The organism is Streptococcus sp. CF7_Ac1-8, from assembly GCF_024295435.1.
GTDB classification, from domain to species: domain Bacteria; phylum Bacillota; class Bacilli; order Lactobacillales; family Streptococcaceae; genus Streptococcus; species Streptococcus mitis_AP.
On sequence record NZ_JANCPI010000001.1, the window covers coordinates 130,662 to 145,399 of the forward strand.

The window sequence follows — 14,738 nt, forward strand, 5'->3', positions numbered from 1 at the left end:
ATCTATTATACCATGAAATTTCTTAAGAACCAAAACTCTTGAAGAAGTTGACAATGGCCTGCCAAAGGGAGCTTAAGAAGTTCCCACCGTCCTCTAGTGCCTTATCAGCATCAAAGTTAAGGTTGATATTTTTAAAACTGTCGCCAGCTTGTGATACGATGCTTTGTTTCAGGTCATTCAGGGTTTTAGTGAAGTCTGCATTGCTGAGGATATCACTCTTTGAGAGATTCAAAGCAAAATTGATGATGATATTGATTTGGTTTCCTGTTATAACCTGATCAAGTTTGTAATTTTTTAAGGTATCTTCAACGATTTTACGGACATCTTCCTCCGTCAGATTTCCCTTACTTTCTTTAGCTTTGGCGAGTCCTGACTTGATATCGGCTAGGGCAACGTTTAATTTATTAGCATCATAGCCTGACTTGTCCTTGTTTTCAGCATTGATATCTGACAAAGCCTTCAGCTCTTCTTGAGCCAAGTCTTTATTGGCTTGTGGCACCTTGGCTCCATTAGCTTCCAGCGAATAGTAAATCCCGGCTAAGGCACTCTCACCTGTAACTGGAATGGGTGCTGCTACAGTAATTTTGGCATGTTCCACACCCAAAGTTACGGCCGCATTGCGGTACATATCCTGCGTCACCTTAGTGATGTTTTCTGGTGTTTCAATCTTGACCTCAAGTGGCGACTTGTCACCTAGTTTTTGAATCTTGGCTGATGAATACAACTGTAAACTAGAGTCATTGGCAACATTCATAATCTTAGAATAGACATCAGGTGTCATGGTCTTGAGTTCTTTGGTGTCTGTTGAGGCATTGTAGCCTAGTTTTTTAAGGGTTTGATTTTTTTGTTCTTCAGACAATGATGAACCTAGGACATATTCAGGTTGGACATAGGTTTCATCGATGACTTTTTGAACATCTGTTGCTGCATGGACACTATTCATAGCTGTTACTGCCCACAAGACCGCAGCACTGGTCAGAAAGAGTTTCTTTCTCATAGGGAATTCCCTCCTTTACCTTTCTAGAGTAATATATCTATCTTAAAGAAAACTTATAACAAAAACACCTGGGCTAGCCAGATGTCGAAAAGAGAGTGAAACATTTGATGATGTAAAGGTTGAGTTGCACCTGTCTAGAATAGTAATAGTTTCCTCCATTTACATAGAGTTCGGCACCGTGAAAAATAGAAATGGGGTGCATATAACTATAAGTCTTTCCAGTGGTATTACCCAGCAAGGGAGCAACAGTATCACGAGAGTACTGTTTGGCCAGAGCTAAGGTGTTTTCCTTGCCATTTTGGGCGATAAAATCGATATAGGCAGGTCCAAAATTATAGGCTTGAACAGCCGTCCAGACATCTACACCCTTCTTCTGAGCCAGATAGAGATTGTCTGTCAGAGTTTGAACGCCTTGCCGAATGCTAGAGGCATTATCATTGATGGTGTTGGTGGAACCACTTGCAGACTCACTAGACTGCATAACATCGCCTTCTTTTCCTTTTGTTTCGGTATAAATCATAGCGAGCACAAGCTCTTCGTTTGCTGGGGTGTCTTTTTCACTCAAGATTTCTCGCACCATGGGTTGATAGGTCATGACTTGCTTGACATCTTGGTGAATGCGGTAAGCTTTATATCCAGCAAAAAGGAAGACTGCTAGTACAAGCACTCTTCGAATTCGTTTAAACATTATTTACTTTGGATATCCTCGATATTTTTGATTAAGATAGAGTAAGTTCCATTGTCATTTTGGATAAACTCAACAGACTCAGCATCTTGATAGACGTTATTGGGAACGATGAGCTCAATTCCATTTGACAAGGAGAGTTTTTGGTTTTCAAATTTTTTAAGCTGACGACTGGCATCAATTTCATCAAATTGAACAGGCTCTGGTACAGCTTCCTTTACTTGATCAATAAAGCTCAAACGAGCCGTCAGGTTGTTATCAAAAAGGTCATTAGCCAATTTTTCAGGCGACAATTCATTGCTTTCTTCTAGGTTGTTGAAAATGGCTGATTTAATCTTGGATTGAAATTGAAAATCATCTGTGTTAAATGTCTCAGCAATTCTCTGGGCTGTTTTTTCCAGTTCCTTGATGGATTTCTTAGGAGAAATTTTAGGAGCGACAGCAAGAAGATTATCTGAAAAATAGTTCAAAAAAGTCCCGTTGTACTTGATTCGTTTTTCAATCAGATGGTACTTGCGACTCTGAAGATTGACCACCAAGGCCTCGTCGGCACCCGTTCCAAATCCAGGCAAGTTATTCTGAGTTAGCTTGATTGGATTATCAACTTCTCCACCAAGGTGGGTCAAGGTCTCCCGCAGGGCAATTCGTAAGAAAGCGAAATGTTCTACACCTTCTTTAGTAAATTGCACAAAAATCAAGTCATTGGTCTTGAGATTTTCAGAAATACTAAACTCTTCTTTCCAGAGATTAGCCAGTGTTACTGATGTCTCCAACAAATCGTCTGTGATGTGATTGAAGAAGGGATTTTCTTCTTCGAAAATCCCAGTCTTTGCTTCATCTGAATACACACGTTCAATTTTTTTACGCAGGTATTCTTCGATTTTTGGAGTGATATTGAGAAACTTATCCGCTAGAAACAGCTCGGTATCATCCGGACTGAACTGATGGATAATAGCTTTCTTAATATAAATGTCCATAAAAGTATTAGTCCTCGTATAATGGGAAGGCATCTGTTAATTCTTTAACTGCACTTCTCACTTCTTCTAAGACAGCTTCATTTTCTGCATTCTTTAGGGTTTTAATGATGAGCTCAGCCACTTTGCGACTTTCTTCTTCACCAAATCCGCGTGCAGTAATGGCTGCTGCTCCGATACGAATACCACTTGTCTTGAATGGTGACAAGCTTTCGTAAGGGATTGAATTTTTATTTAGGGTAATATTGACTTCATCCAGCAAGTTTTGAGCAACTTTTCCGTTTTCTACAACCTTAGTCACATCCACTAGGAAGAGGTGGTTTTCAGTCCCTCCAGAAATGATACGAAAATCAGGGTCTTGCAAGAAGACATCTGCCATGGTCTTGCTGTTCTTGATGACATTAGCAGCGTATTCCTTGAAGGCTGGATCCAAAACTTCTTTGAAGGAAACTGCCTTAGCAGCAACAACATGTTCCAAAGGACCGCCCTGAATACCTGGGAAAATAGCTGAATTGATTTTCTTGGCAAGTTCTTCGTCATTGGTCAAAATCAAACCACCACGTGGTCCACGAAGGGTTTTGTGGGTCGTTGTTGTCGTGATGTGAGCGTATGGCACTGGGCTTGGGTGAAGACCAGCTGCAACCAAACCAGCGATATGAGCCATATCTACCATGAGCTTAGCGCCAACAGCATCTGCAATTTCACGGAATTTGGAAAAGTCGATAATTTGAGAATAGGCTGAAGCACCTGCTACGATCAATTTGGGTTTTACTTCTTGAGCTTGTTTCAAGATAGCATCAAAATCCAAGATTTCCGTTTCAGGGTCAACACTGTAAGAAACAAAGTTGTAGGTTTGACCTGAGAAGCTAACAGGAGCCCCATGAGTCAAGTGACCACCTGCGGCCAAGTCCATCCCCATAACCGTATCACCTGGTTCAATTAAGGCCATGTAAGCCGCACAGTTGGCTTGGCTTCCTGAGTGTGGTTGGACATTGGCAAATTTAGCACCGAAAATTTCTTTTGCGCGTTCAATGGCTAGAGTTTCTACCATATCTACCACATCTGTACCACCATAATAACGGCGTCCTGGGTAGCCTTCGGCGTATTTATTCGTCAAGATAGACCCTTGAGCTGCCATAACTGCCTTGGAAACCACGTTTTCCGAAGCAATCAACTCAATGTTGTTTTGTTGGCGTTCTTCTTCTTTGGAAATAGCATTCCAGAGATCAGCATCATATGCTTTAAAATCATCTTTGTCAAAAATCATAGGTCTTCTCCTTTATAGTGTGACTGGTCCCTTAATTTAATTTTACAGTAAGAAAGTAAACTAAAAGATGCGAATAAACCGTTTCTGCACTTTATCACAAGTATAACCAACTCTTTCATAAAATGCATGAGCACCCAGACGATGATCGGCAGAGTTCAAGCGGATAAACCCATAACCACGTCTTTTTGCTTCTTGCTCCAACCCTTGTAGTAAGCTTTTACCAATACCTTGCCCTTGAGCTTGAGGCGAAACCGCTAAGCCTAAGATATTGAATCCTGCTTTGGAATAGAGAGATTCATAAACTTCAGCGTGGACATATCCAAGTAAAACATGACTAGCTGCATCCTCATAACCAAGTAGGAAATGATGGGAATCCTGAGCCAGTCTAGCTAGTTGGCTAGCCGTGTCCTCTAGACTAAAAGAATAGCCCAAAGCCTCTTGGTTAATGTCACATATAGCTTTCACATCTATTTCTTGCAAATCTCTTAGCATCTCATTCCTCCTCAAAAGAAATCTCTGGCAACCGTGCAAGAATATCTTCTCGCTTAATCGCCCCTTGGCGCAAGATTTTCACCTTGTCTCCAGACAGATCCAAAATAGTTGAATCCTGTCCAGTTAGAAAAGCATCGTCTCCCAGACCCAGAACCTCTTGGTCAAAATCCTCTAGAATTTTATCAAAGGTCACTCCACTTGCCTGACCTGAGATATTGGCAGACGGCCCAATCAAGGGACCTGTCTCTCGAATCAAATCCAGTGTAATGGGGTGACTGGGCATCCGAAATCCAACAGTTGCAAGGCCAGAATTGACCCAATAGGGAACTCTGTCATTGGCTTCGAGAATAATGGTCAAGGGACCTGGTAAAAAGATCTCGACAAGTTTGGGTAGACAAGCTGGCTGATTCTTTGAAAAGTGCAATATGTCCTCTAGAGAGGCGATATTTAGATTGAGCGCCTTATCTCTAGGACGACGTTTAAGTTGGTATACATGTTCAACTGCTTTTTCGTCTAGAGCCTTGGCAAAAAGACCGTAAACTGTCTCAGTAGGCAGAACGACAGCTCCGCCATTTTCCAATTCTTGTATAATCCTGTCCATCATCAACAACAACCATCCTATCTTGACCAAACTGGTCCTTAAGTGTACGAACTTTTTTTTCAGGAAGATGTTTCCTAAAAAGTTCAGGAACACTTTGACCTTGCTTGTATCCAATTTCAAGGTAAATCTTACCACCATCTTTGAGATAGTCTTTTGCATCTTCCGCAATTCTACGGTAAATAGCTAGGCCATCCTCGTCTGCAAAGAGAGCTAGATGAGGCTCCGAATGCAAGACATTCAAGCCGACCTCTGACTCATCTTCACGAGAGATATAGGGTGGATTGGAAACAATTATATCATATTTTTCAGAAATTTCTGTAAAACAGTCAGATTTTTTTAAAAATATTTGAAGATTTTGATTTTTAGCATTTTCATTAGCTACATCTAAAGCATCTTGGGAAATATCTGCTGCTGTCACTGACCAATCTGGTCTAGCTTTTGCTAATGCAAGGGCAATGGCTCCACTTCCAGTCCCAATATCTAGGACCTTAAGATTTTCTTCATGATTTTCAGCCAGGATAAGCTCCACCAACTCCTCTGTCTCTGGACGAGGAATCAAAACCCGCTCATCAACTTTTAACTGCATTCCAAAGAAATCTGCATGACCAATGATATACTGGGCTGACTTATGAGCTGCTAACTGCTGGAAAATTTCTTCTACAAATTGTTTTTCTTCCTCGTTTACCTCTTGCTGAAGGGCAAAAACAAAGTCTGTAAAAGTGAGGTTTTTCAGGCTACGATAGACAAAAGAGAGGCTTTCAGCTTCCTCTCCTTGTCTTATCAACTCTTCTTCAAAATCTGAAAATAATTGAGCTAATTTCATTATTTGTTTAATTCTTCTAATTTTTGTGTTTGGTCATAGAGCACCAAAGCATCCACAACTTCATCCAATTTACCAGATAAAATTGTGTCTAGTTTTTGGAGGGTTAAGCCGATACGGTGATCTGTGACACGGTTTTGTGGGAAGTTATAAGTGCGTATACGTTCTGAACGATCTCCAGTACCGATTGTCGACTTACGCTCAGCGTCTTGTTCATCTTGGGCAATCTGAGCAAAGTGGTCAGCCACACGCGCACGGATGATTTTCATTGCCTTCTCACGGTTTTTCTGCTGGGTACGTTCTTCCTGCATTTCAACCTTGATATTGGTTGGCAAGTGAACGATACGAACAGCAGTCGCAACCTTGTTGACGTTCTGTCCACCAGCACCTGATGCGTGGTAGATGTCAACACGAAGGTCTTTTGGATCAATATCGTATTCTACTTCTTCGACTTCAGGCATGACAAGAACTGTGGCAGTTGATGTATGGACACGACCTTGGCTTTCTGTCACAGGAACACGTTGCACACGGTGGGCACCTGATTCGTACTTGAGTTTAGAGTAAACAGATTGACCTGAAACCATGGCAACGACTTCTTTGAAACCACCGACACCGTTCATAGAAGCTTCCATAACTTCAAAGCGCCATCCCTGAGCTTCAGCATACTTTTGGTACATGGTTAGCAAATCTCCAGCGAAAAGTGCTGCTTCGTCTCCACCAGCGGCGCCACGGATTTCAAGGATGATATTCTTGTCATCGTTTGGATCTTTAGGAAGGAGCAAGATTTTTAGTTTTTCTTCGTATTCTTCTTTTTCAGCCTTAGCATCTTTTAGTTCTTGCTTGGCCATTTCTTCCAAGTCCGCATCCCCGCCAGATTCTTTAATCATCTCTTCTGCATCAACGATGTTTTGAAGGACTTGTTTGTACTCACGGTAGGCAGTTACCGTATCACGAGTAGAAGCCTCTTCTTTTGAAAGCTCCATGAAACGCTTGGTGTCCGAAACCACATCTGGGTCACTGAGCAACTCTCCTAATTCTTCATAACGGTCTTCTACAGCTTGTAGTTGATCATAGATGTTCATTTTTCTTCATTCTCCTTATTGATTTCAGGGGCAAAATAATGTTTACGGCAAACTGAGATATAGGTTTCATTTCCACCGATCTGAATTTGTTCGCCATCATAGACTGGCACACCATCTTGAGTTCGCAACACCATAGTCGCCTTTTTCTTACAGTACTGACAGATGGTCTTGATTTCTTCAATCTTGTCTGCTAAGAGCAAGAGGTATTTTGAACCTTCGAACAACTCATTGCGAAAGTCATTCTTCAAACCAAAAGCCATGACGGGTATATCTAACTCATCAACAACACGAGCTAGGTCATAAACATGATGACGCTTGAGAAACTGGGCTTCATCAACCAACACACAGTAAGGTTTTTCTGGTAAATCTCGGATATAACCGAAGATATCAGTTGTTTCCTCAATCGCAATGGCAGGGCGTTTCATACCGATTCGACTCGACACATAGCCAACACCGTCACGCGTATCAAGAGCTGAGGTCATAATCACAACACCTTTTCCTTGCTCCTCATAGTTATAGGCTACTTTAAGAATCTCGATTGTCTTACCAGAGTTCATGGTCCCATAACGATAGTACAACTGTGCCATGTTTCTTGCTTCACGTCCATTTCTAAATTTTTGCTACATTCTAGTATATCATAATTTTCTTAAGCTTTAAACGGCAAAATGTGGTAAAATAGAAGAAATCAAAAACTAGTGGAGGAAGCCATTATGCCATTTGTACGCATCGATTTATTTGAAGGACGCACGCTCGAGCAAAAGAAAGCTCTTGCTAAGGAAGTAACGGAAGCTGTTGTCCGTAACACTGGAGCACCTCAATCTGCTGTCCATGTCATCATCAATGACATGCCAGAAGGAACCTACTTCCCACAAGGGGAAATGCGCACCAAATAAGCTAGCTTAAGCAGAATTGCTTAGGCTTTTTCAATCTCCAAGTAACATCCATTGAAGAAATAGTTCAAATTTGTTACAATTTGAAAGGATACTTGGGAAAATTTCCAAGAAAAGAGCTATTAATTAAAGGAAACATTATGATTACACGTGAATTTGATACCATCGCTGCCATATCTACTCCACTAGGTGAAGGGGCTATTGGTATTGTCCGCCTGAGCGGAACAGAAAGTTTTGCTATTGCGCAAAAGATTTTTAAAGGAAAAGACTTGAACAAGGTTGCCAGCCACACTCTCAACTACGGTCACATTGTTGATCCTCTGACTAGTAAAGTCATGGACGAAGTCATGGTTGGAGCCATGAAGTCTCCAAAAACCTTTACTCGTGAGGATATTATCGAGATTAACACCCACGGTGGGATTGCGGTGACCAATGAGATTCTCCAGTTAGCTATCCGTGAAGGAGCTCGATTGGCAGAACCTGGTGAATTTACCAAACGTGCCTTTCTAAACGGTCGTGTAGACTTGACACAGGCTGAAGCAGTGATGGATATCATCCGTGCTAAGACTGACAAGGCCATGAATATTGCAGTCAAACAATTAGATGGTTCCCTTTCTGATCTTATCAATAATACACGTCAAGAAATCCTCAATACACTTGCCCAAGTCGAGGTCAATATTGATTATCCTGAGTACGACGATGTTGAGGAAGCCACTACTGCTGTTGTCCGTGAGAAGACTATGGAGTTTGAGCAATTGCTAACTAATCTCCTTAGGACAGCCCGTCGCGGCAAAATCCTCCGTGAGGGAATTTCAACAGCTATCATCGGACGCCCCAACGTTGGGAAATCAAGCCTTCTCAACAACCTCTTGCGTGAGGACAAGGCTATCGTCACAGATATTGCTGGTACGACACGTGATGTCATTGAAGAATACGTCAATATCAACGGTGTTCCACTAAAATTGATTGACACAGCTGGTATTCGTGAAACGGATGACATCGTGGAACAAATCGGAGTTGAGCGTTCAAAAAAAGCCCTCAAGGAAGCTGACCTAGTTCTACTAGTGCTTAATGCCAGTGAACCACTGACTGCTCAAGACAGACAACTTCTTGAAATTAGCCAAGATACAAACCGCATTATTCTACTTAATAAAACCGACCTGCCAGAAACGATTGAAACTTCAGAACTTCCTGAAGACGTTATTCGTATTTCAGTCCTAAAAAACCAAAATATTGATAAGATCGAAGAGCGTATTAACAATCTCTTCTTTGAAAATGCTGGTTTGGTAGAGCAAGACGCTACCTACTTGTCAAATGCCCGTCATATTTCCTTGATTGAAAAGGCCGTTGAAAGCCTACAAGCTGTTAATGAAGGTCTTGAACTAGGTATGCCAGTTGACTTGCTTCAAGTTGACTTGACTCGAACTTGGGAAATCCTCGGAGAAATCACTGGAGATGCTGCTCCTGATGAACTCATCACCCAACTCTTTAGCCAATTCTGTTTAGGAAAATAGGAAAATCCATGATCGTTGTTGCGGTCATGGATTTTATTGTCTTCATTAATAATCTGGTCTTAGGACACCTGTTACAGTTGCCTTAGTTGCTTCGTAGTCACCATCAACGACAACCTTGATAATGCGTTTGGCATCTTCTTCTGGTGCTGGAACAAGAGGTAGACGAGTTGGACCAGCTTCAAATCCCATATAGTTGAGAACGGCCTTGACAGGAGCAGGACTTGGATAAGAGAAGAGGGCATTAACCTTAGGAATGAACTTGCGCTGAATAGCTGCAGCTGTCTTCATATCGCTTTCTGCAATGGCAGTAAACATCTCGTGCATTTCATCCCCATTTGTATGAGAGGCAACAGAAATAACCCCGTCCGCACCAAGGTTCATAGCATGGAAAGCATCGCCATCTTCACCAGTATACACTAAGAACTCTTCTGGTCTGTGCTCAATCAAGTAAGCCATATTAGCCAAGCTAGTACATTCTTTGACACCGATAATATTTGGATGATCAGCCAAACGAAGCATGGTTTCTGGAGTTAGTTCAACAACCACACGCCCAGGAATGTTATAGATAATAATTGGCAAGTCAGAAGCATCTGCAATGGCCTTAAAGTGCTGATACATGCCTTCCTGAGAAGGTTTGTTATAGTAAGGTACGATAGCAAGCCCAGCTGCAAAACCACCAAATTCTGCTACTTCTTTTACAAACTCGATAGAGTCACGCGTATCATTGGTACCTACACCCGCAATCAAAGGAACGCGTCCATTGACAATCTTCTGTACAGCTGCAAATAGCTCCAATTCCTCATCGTGAGTCAAAGTTGGACTCTCAGCTGTCGTCCCTGCAAGAAGAATTCCATCCGTATGATGGGCCAACAAATGTTCAATCATGGCTGGAATGGCATCAAAGTTGATAGAACCATCCTCGTGGAAAGGGGTAATGAAGGCTGTGATGATTTTACACTCTTTTAAATCTTGATAAGACATGAGAAACACCTCTCTATTTCAAAGAAGGAGTTCATATGAACTCCTAAACGATATGACTATTTTAATTCAAATTTCAATTCAGCTGTTGGACGAACCAATCCACGTTCATGAAGAGTTTCTGCAATCTGAACTGAGTTCCAAGCAGCACCTTTGAGAAGGTTATCTGAAACAACCCACATGTGAATTCCTTTTTCGGCATCCAAGTCTTTACGGATACGACCAACAAAGGTATCACGTGAACCCACTGCATTGATGGCTTGAGGATAGATTTGATGAGCTACATCGTCTTCAAGAACAGCACCTGGGAAGGCTGCGATAGCTGCTTTCACTTCTTCAATTGGAGCCACTTCTTTTGTTTCGATATAAACTGACTCAGAGTGGGCTGACAAAACAGGAATACGGACACATGTTGCAGATACTGCAATGCTGTCATCTTCCATGATTTTCTTAGTTTCCTTGGTCATTTTCATCTCTTCGTAAGTGTAATCATTGTCAGTGAAAACATCGATTTGTGGAAGAGCGTTGAAGGCGATAGGATAGTGTTTCTTGTCACCACCTGAAGGCAAGATTTCGGCATGCAAATCACGTGGGGTTACACCATCATTCAAGACTTCACGAAGTTCACGTTGTGTCTCAAGAATTGCTCCCATACCAGCACCTGAAACGGCTTGGTAAGTTGAAACAATGATACGGTCCAAGCCCCATTTTTGGCGAACTGGCTCAAGAGCCACCATCATTTGGATTGTTGAACAGTTAGGGCAGGCAATGATACCGTTGTGGGCATCAAGTGCATGAGCATTGACCTCTGGAACAACCAAAGGAACATCTGGATTTTGACGGAAGTAAGACGTATTATCTACTACTACCGCTCCAGCTTTAACTGCGTATGGTGCATATTTAGCTGATGTAGAACCACCTGCTGAAAAGAGAGCAATATCAACTCCTTCAAAAGCTGTTTCAGTCGTTTCTTCAATCGTAATATCTTGACCTTTAAATTTCAAAGTCTTGCCTGCTGAACGTGCAGAAGCAAGGTAACGAATTTTATCGATTGGAAGTGTTGATTCTTCCAACATTTTTATCATCTGAGCTCCGACAGCACCTGTCGCGCCGACTACAGCAACTGTATATCCCATAAATAACCTCTTTCGGAATTTTCTAAAAATTTCTATAATAGATGTATTATACTACTTTTTCCATGAATTGCAAAGCTTTTTCATCATTTTTTGGAAAATAAAAATCCCCAGTCGCTAGACCAGGGACTAAGAGGCATCTTCATGTGATGAGCAGGTTCACACAACTCATCAAGGTCCGCTCCTGCGTTATGACCTCCTTATGCTCAATAGTAGTCCGAAGACTACCTATCGACTCATCGCATCTTCTATTCTACTAAAGAGAATGACTTTTGTCAACAGACGAAACTCTTTAGTTTCATTTACACAGCTGAATAGAAATATCTTTGAAACCTTTGATGCAGACATAACAAAAACCCTTGTAAATCAAGAGCTTTTATGTCTATTATATGCTAATTGCCGGGATTGAACCGGCGACCTCATCCTTACCATGGATGCGCTCTGCCAACTGAGCTAAATCAGCTTACTTAAAAAGTATACTATAGTTAGAAAATCTTGTCAAGTTTCCCTAGAAATTTTCCATAAGAAAAAGCCAGGTAAGAGCTACCTAGCTTATCTAATTCTATTTGCTTAAATCGATTCGACGACCAATTTTACCGATAATAATCGCTCCAATAATCAATGAGGCAAATTCACCAATCCCTGTTGTAAACCAAGTAAGGAAAAATGGTAATTGCGCTACGATATTCAACTCGGCAGCGATAGTAAACATAGAAATTGAAAAGAGGATTGAGAAGAAGAAATGATCTTTTCGAATCAAACCGTTAAAAAGATAATCCTTGCTGTATTTTGCAAAAAGCCAAACACCTAGACTGAGGAATACTAAGGTTGATCCACCACCAACAAAGACATCTAGCGGTCCGAAGCTAAAGAAATTAGCAATCATACAACCGATAGTAACTGCGATGATGTACTTAGGATTGTAAAAAGCCATAAAGTTCATCATTTCTGAAATACGAAACTGATAAGCACCATAGCTGATGGCATTTAGGGGTGGTGTAACAGTCAAAACGACATAGATAGCAGCAACGATTGCAATATCTGCAACATCACGAATAGTTAATTTTTTCATTTTTTCTCCTTTGGCGGTTTCCCGCGTATAATATGCTTGGTGAAAGAAGCTAAGCACCAAGGGTTGCTTGAATCAACCTTACTAGTATAGCACAATAGCCTGCTTTATGCTATACTAAAAGCATGAAAAAACGCATTCAAAGTCTCTTCGTGAATGAGCTCTTAGCCTATCTTTTTTTTGGTATAGCTACTACTCTTGTTTCCATTCTATCTAGATTAGTCATTTATCAACTAACTCATAGAGAACTCCTTGCTACTGGACTAGCAAATAGTATCGGTATCCTGTTTGCATTTATTACAAATGATACAATCGTATTTAAACAAGATAGGCAGAATTGGCCAAACCGTTTAGTGAAATTTACTCTGGCACGTCTTTCTACTTTTCTTTTAGACTTGTTTTTAACTTTTCTCTTTGTAACTCAGTTTCCTAATATTATCGGGCAATTTGTAAATTATAATATTAATAAGGTTAATAGTGTTGAAACAGTTATTGCACAATTCTCAATAATTATCCTCAATTACATTTTTAGTAAGGTATTTATTTTTAAAAAATAAGAAAAATTTTAAACATATAGCTTGCAAGAATTTCTTAATTAATATATAATTAAGTGTAAAAATTTTTTGAAAGGAAATTATGAAAATGTTAAAAGATCTTAAAGCATTCTTGCTTCGTGGTAATGTTGTTGACCTTGCTGTCGGTGTGATCATTGCCACTGCTTTTGGTGCAATCGTTACATCACTTGTTAACGATATCATCACTCCACTTATTTTGAATCCAGCCTTGGAAGCTGCGAAAGTACAAAACATTGCTGAGCTTGCTTGGAATGGTGTTACATATGGTAAATTCTTGAGCGCTGTTATCAACTTCCTAGTTATCGGTACTGTTCTCTTCTTTGTAATCAAAGGTATTGAAAAAGCTCAAAGTCTTACTAAGAAAGAAGCTGCTGAGGAAGCTCCAGCTGGTCCAACTGAGTTGGAAGTACTTCAAGAAATCAAAGCCCTTCTTGAGAAAAAATAATCAATTAAAAGGATCTAGCACAAAGCTAAATCCTTTTTTCTTTACTCTTTTGGTAACTTACCTGCTTTTTCAAGCATTTTCTTAATAAGATAAGGCATCTTAACATTTTCCCGACCTTTTTTCTCAATCAGTTTTTTCACAAATTCCGGCATTTGTAAATCTTGAGATTCGGCCAAGATATTTTTAGTTTCATCCGAAGGAACTAACTCATCAAAGGTTTCTTCTTCTGGGAGAAATTCCTTAAATTCTTTGTCCTCATTAGCTCTGACTGCATTAACCAAGGCATCAATCAAACGAGAATCTGTATTTGGCATTGGTGGACGATGATAGTTCACCCCCAATTCCTGACACAAGTCATAACATTCCACATCATTATCAAACAAGACTTCAATGTGCTCACTGATAAAGCTGATTGGTACAAAAATATAATGATCAGGATGTTCTGTCTGTTCTTTGAGATATTCCAAAACATCTGGCTTAATCCATGGAATCCCAATATCACTCTCGCTTTGCCAGGTATTTGTAAATTGATCAGAACTCAAACCTAGTTTTTCAGCGACTAGCTTGCTATTTTCGAAAATTTGGTCGATATAAGGGTCACCAAAATCCAAGGCAAAAATGGGGACACTGTGGGCTGAAAAGATGACTTTAAAGCTATCCTGCTTTACTTCTTCTTTTAAAATCTTAGCAATTTCATCTGCCCAATAGTTTAAGAGCGCTTCTTCTTGATACCAGTCCTTAATGACTAAAAATTTAATTTGTTTGCTTTCTAAAAATTTTTCATAGCCCATGACAGAGTAGAAAGAATAATGAGGCTCCAAAATCAAGCAAATACACTGTTCAATGCCGTCTGCTTCCATCTGACCAATCACATCTGGAATAAAGGGTCTAGAAAACTTATTAGCAAAATAAACACTATACTCATTCCCCAGCCTGCCTTCTACCAAGGCAACCTCTTCTCGAGTAATTTTTTGCAGAGGCGTCCCTCCAATTAGTACATAATTATCATAGAGAGTTTGAATCTCGTGGTCTTGAGGTCTCACTCCACGACGAATATTTGTGAAAAAATCAGCCACACCTTCAAAGGTAATCTCTTCTGGCGAACCGAAAGTCATCATTAAAATTGCTTTTTTCATAATCGCTTCCTTGTGATATTTTTATCAAGTTTATTTTATCATTAATTCGTTAATAAGTAAACGCCAACATAGTGAATTTC

The 14,738-nt window shown here is 40.4% G+C and carries 17 protein-coding genes, 1 tRNA gene and 1 riboswitch; of the genes, 4 read left to right on the top strand and 14 right to left on the bottom strand.

What is annotated here, in order from left to right; translation table 11 throughout:
- Positions 1-22: 22 nt before the first annotated feature.
- The 9 genes from NMM26_RS00580 to NMM26_RS00620 form a co-directional block, all read right to left on the bottom strand.
- Entirely contained in the window at positions 23-997 is a 975-nt protein-coding gene (locus NMM26_RS00580; protein WP_254753782.1) for a DUF1002 domain-containing protein, read from the bottom strand.
- A gap of 73 nt (positions 998-1,070) precedes the next feature.
- On the bottom strand, positions 1,071-1,685 hold the full coding sequence (gene pmp23, locus NMM26_RS00585; RefSeq protein ID WP_254753783.1) for a cell wall hydrolase Pmp23: 615 nt from the start codon (positions 1,683-1,685) through the stop codon (positions 1,071-1,073).
- Positions 1,685-2,659, bottom strand: a complete 975-nt coding sequence (locus NMM26_RS00590) for a nucleoid-associated protein (RefSeq protein ID WP_254753784.1) — start codon at positions 2,657-2,659, stop codon at positions 1,685-1,687. The genes pmp23 and NMM26_RS00590 overlap by 1 nt, the downstream gene beginning before the upstream one ends.
- Before the next feature lie 7 nt (positions 2,660-2,666).
- Positions 2,667-3,923: a serine hydroxymethyltransferase gene (glyA, locus tag NMM26_RS00595; RefSeq protein WP_254753785.1), complete on the bottom strand. Its 1,257-nt coding sequence runs from the start codon at positions 3,921-3,923 to the stop codon at positions 2,667-2,669.
- A 60-nt stretch (positions 3,924-3,983) separates the two neighbouring features.
- Positions 3,984-4,415: a GNAT family N-acetyltransferase gene (locus NMM26_RS00600; protein ID WP_254753786.1), complete on the bottom strand. Its 432-nt coding sequence runs from the start codon at positions 4,413-4,415 to the stop codon at positions 3,984-3,986.
- A gap of 1 nt (position 4,416) precedes the next feature.
- Positions 4,417-5,019, bottom strand: coding sequence for an L-threonylcarbamoyladenylate synthase (locus tag NMM26_RS00605; protein WP_254753787.1), 603 nt, complete (start codon positions 5,017-5,019; stop codon positions 4,417-4,419).
- Positions 4,961-5,839, bottom strand: a complete 879-nt coding sequence (gene prmC, locus NMM26_RS00610) for a peptide chain release factor N(5)-glutamine methyltransferase (RefSeq protein ID WP_254753788.1) — start codon at positions 5,837-5,839, stop codon at positions 4,961-4,963. The genes NMM26_RS00605 and prmC overlap by 59 nt, the downstream gene beginning before the upstream one ends.
- Positions 5,839-6,918 (bottom strand): peptide chain release factor 1, encoded by a 1,080-nt coding sequence (gene prfA / locus NMM26_RS00615; RefSeq protein ID WP_001028815.1) that lies wholly within the window; start codon positions 6,916-6,918, stop codon positions 5,839-5,841. Before prfA ends, prmC begins: the two co-directional genes overlap by 1 nt.
- The gene (locus NMM26_RS00620) at positions 6,915-7,505 is read right to left on the bottom strand and encodes a thymidine kinase (protein ID WP_000068129.1); all 591 of its coding nucleotides are present in this window, start codon (positions 7,503-7,505) and stop codon (positions 6,915-6,917) included. Before NMM26_RS00620 ends, prfA begins: the two co-directional genes overlap by 4 nt.
- A 123-nt stretch (positions 7,506-7,628) precedes the next feature.
- On the opposite strand from NMM26_RS00620, the gene NMM26_RS00625 reads away from it, so the two are divergent.
- Positions 7,629-7,811 carry a 4-oxalocrotonate tautomerase gene (locus NMM26_RS00625; protein WP_001117401.1) on the top strand — a complete coding sequence of 61 codons (183 nt, stop codon included), beginning with the start codon at positions 7,629-7,631 and terminating at the stop codon, positions 7,809-7,811.
- A gap of 137 nt (positions 7,812-7,948) precedes the next feature.
- On the top strand, positions 7,949-9,322 hold the full coding sequence (gene mnmE, locus NMM26_RS00630; RefSeq protein WP_254753789.1) for a tRNA uridine-5-carboxymethylaminomethyl(34) synthesis GTPase MnmE: 1,374 nt from the start codon (positions 7,949-7,951) through the stop codon (positions 9,320-9,322).
- 45 nt (positions 9,323-9,367) lie between these two features.
- Here mnmE and dapA read toward each other — a convergent pair whose 3' ends face one another.
- From dapA to NMM26_RS00650, 4 genes are all read right to left on the bottom strand, one after another.
- The gene (gene dapA, locus NMM26_RS00635; RefSeq protein WP_254753790.1) at positions 9,368-10,303 is read right to left on the bottom strand and encodes a 4-hydroxy-tetrahydrodipicolinate synthase; all 936 of its coding nucleotides are present in this window, start codon (positions 10,301-10,303) and stop codon (positions 9,368-9,370) included.
- A 56-nt stretch (positions 10,304-10,359) separates the two neighbouring features.
- Positions 10,360-11,436 (bottom strand): aspartate-semialdehyde dehydrogenase, encoded by a 1,077-nt coding sequence (locus NMM26_RS00640; protein ID WP_254753791.1) that lies wholly within the window; start codon positions 11,434-11,436, stop codon positions 10,360-10,362.
- Between the two features lie 387 nt (positions 11,437-11,823).
- Positions 11,824-11,896: transfer RNA gene (locus NMM26_RS00645), tRNA-Thr, on the bottom strand.
- 99 nt (positions 11,897-11,995) lie between these two features.
- On the bottom strand, positions 11,996-12,505 hold the full coding sequence (locus NMM26_RS00650) for a QueT transporter family protein (protein ID WP_049500058.1): 510 nt from the start codon (positions 12,503-12,505) through the stop codon (positions 11,996-11,998).
- Positions 12,503-12,599: riboswitch (PreQ1 riboswitch) on the bottom strand. (Overlaps the previous gene by 3 nt.)
- Before the next feature lie 28 nt (positions 12,600-12,627).
- Here NMM26_RS00650 and NMM26_RS00655 point away from each other — a divergent pair.
- Both NMM26_RS00655 and mscL read left to right on the top strand, forming a co-directional pair.
- On the top strand, positions 12,628-13,059 hold the full coding sequence (locus tag NMM26_RS00655; RefSeq protein ID WP_045597103.1) for a GtrA family protein: 432 nt from the start codon (positions 12,628-12,630) through the stop codon (positions 13,057-13,059).
- 85 nt (positions 13,060-13,144) lie between these two features.
- A complete protein-coding gene (gene mscL, locus NMM26_RS00660; protein WP_033687014.1) occupies positions 13,145-13,522 on the top strand; it encodes a large conductance mechanosensitive channel protein MscL in 378 nt (125 codons plus the stop codon).
- A gap of 41 nt (positions 13,523-13,563) precedes the next feature.
- On the opposite strand, the gene hemH is transcribed toward mscL, so the two are convergent.
- On the bottom strand, positions 13,564-14,658 hold the full coding sequence (hemH, locus tag NMM26_RS00665) for a ferrochelatase (protein WP_254753792.1): 1,095 nt from the start codon (positions 14,656-14,658) through the stop codon (positions 13,564-13,566).
- Positions 14,659-14,738: the final 80 nt, after the last annotated feature.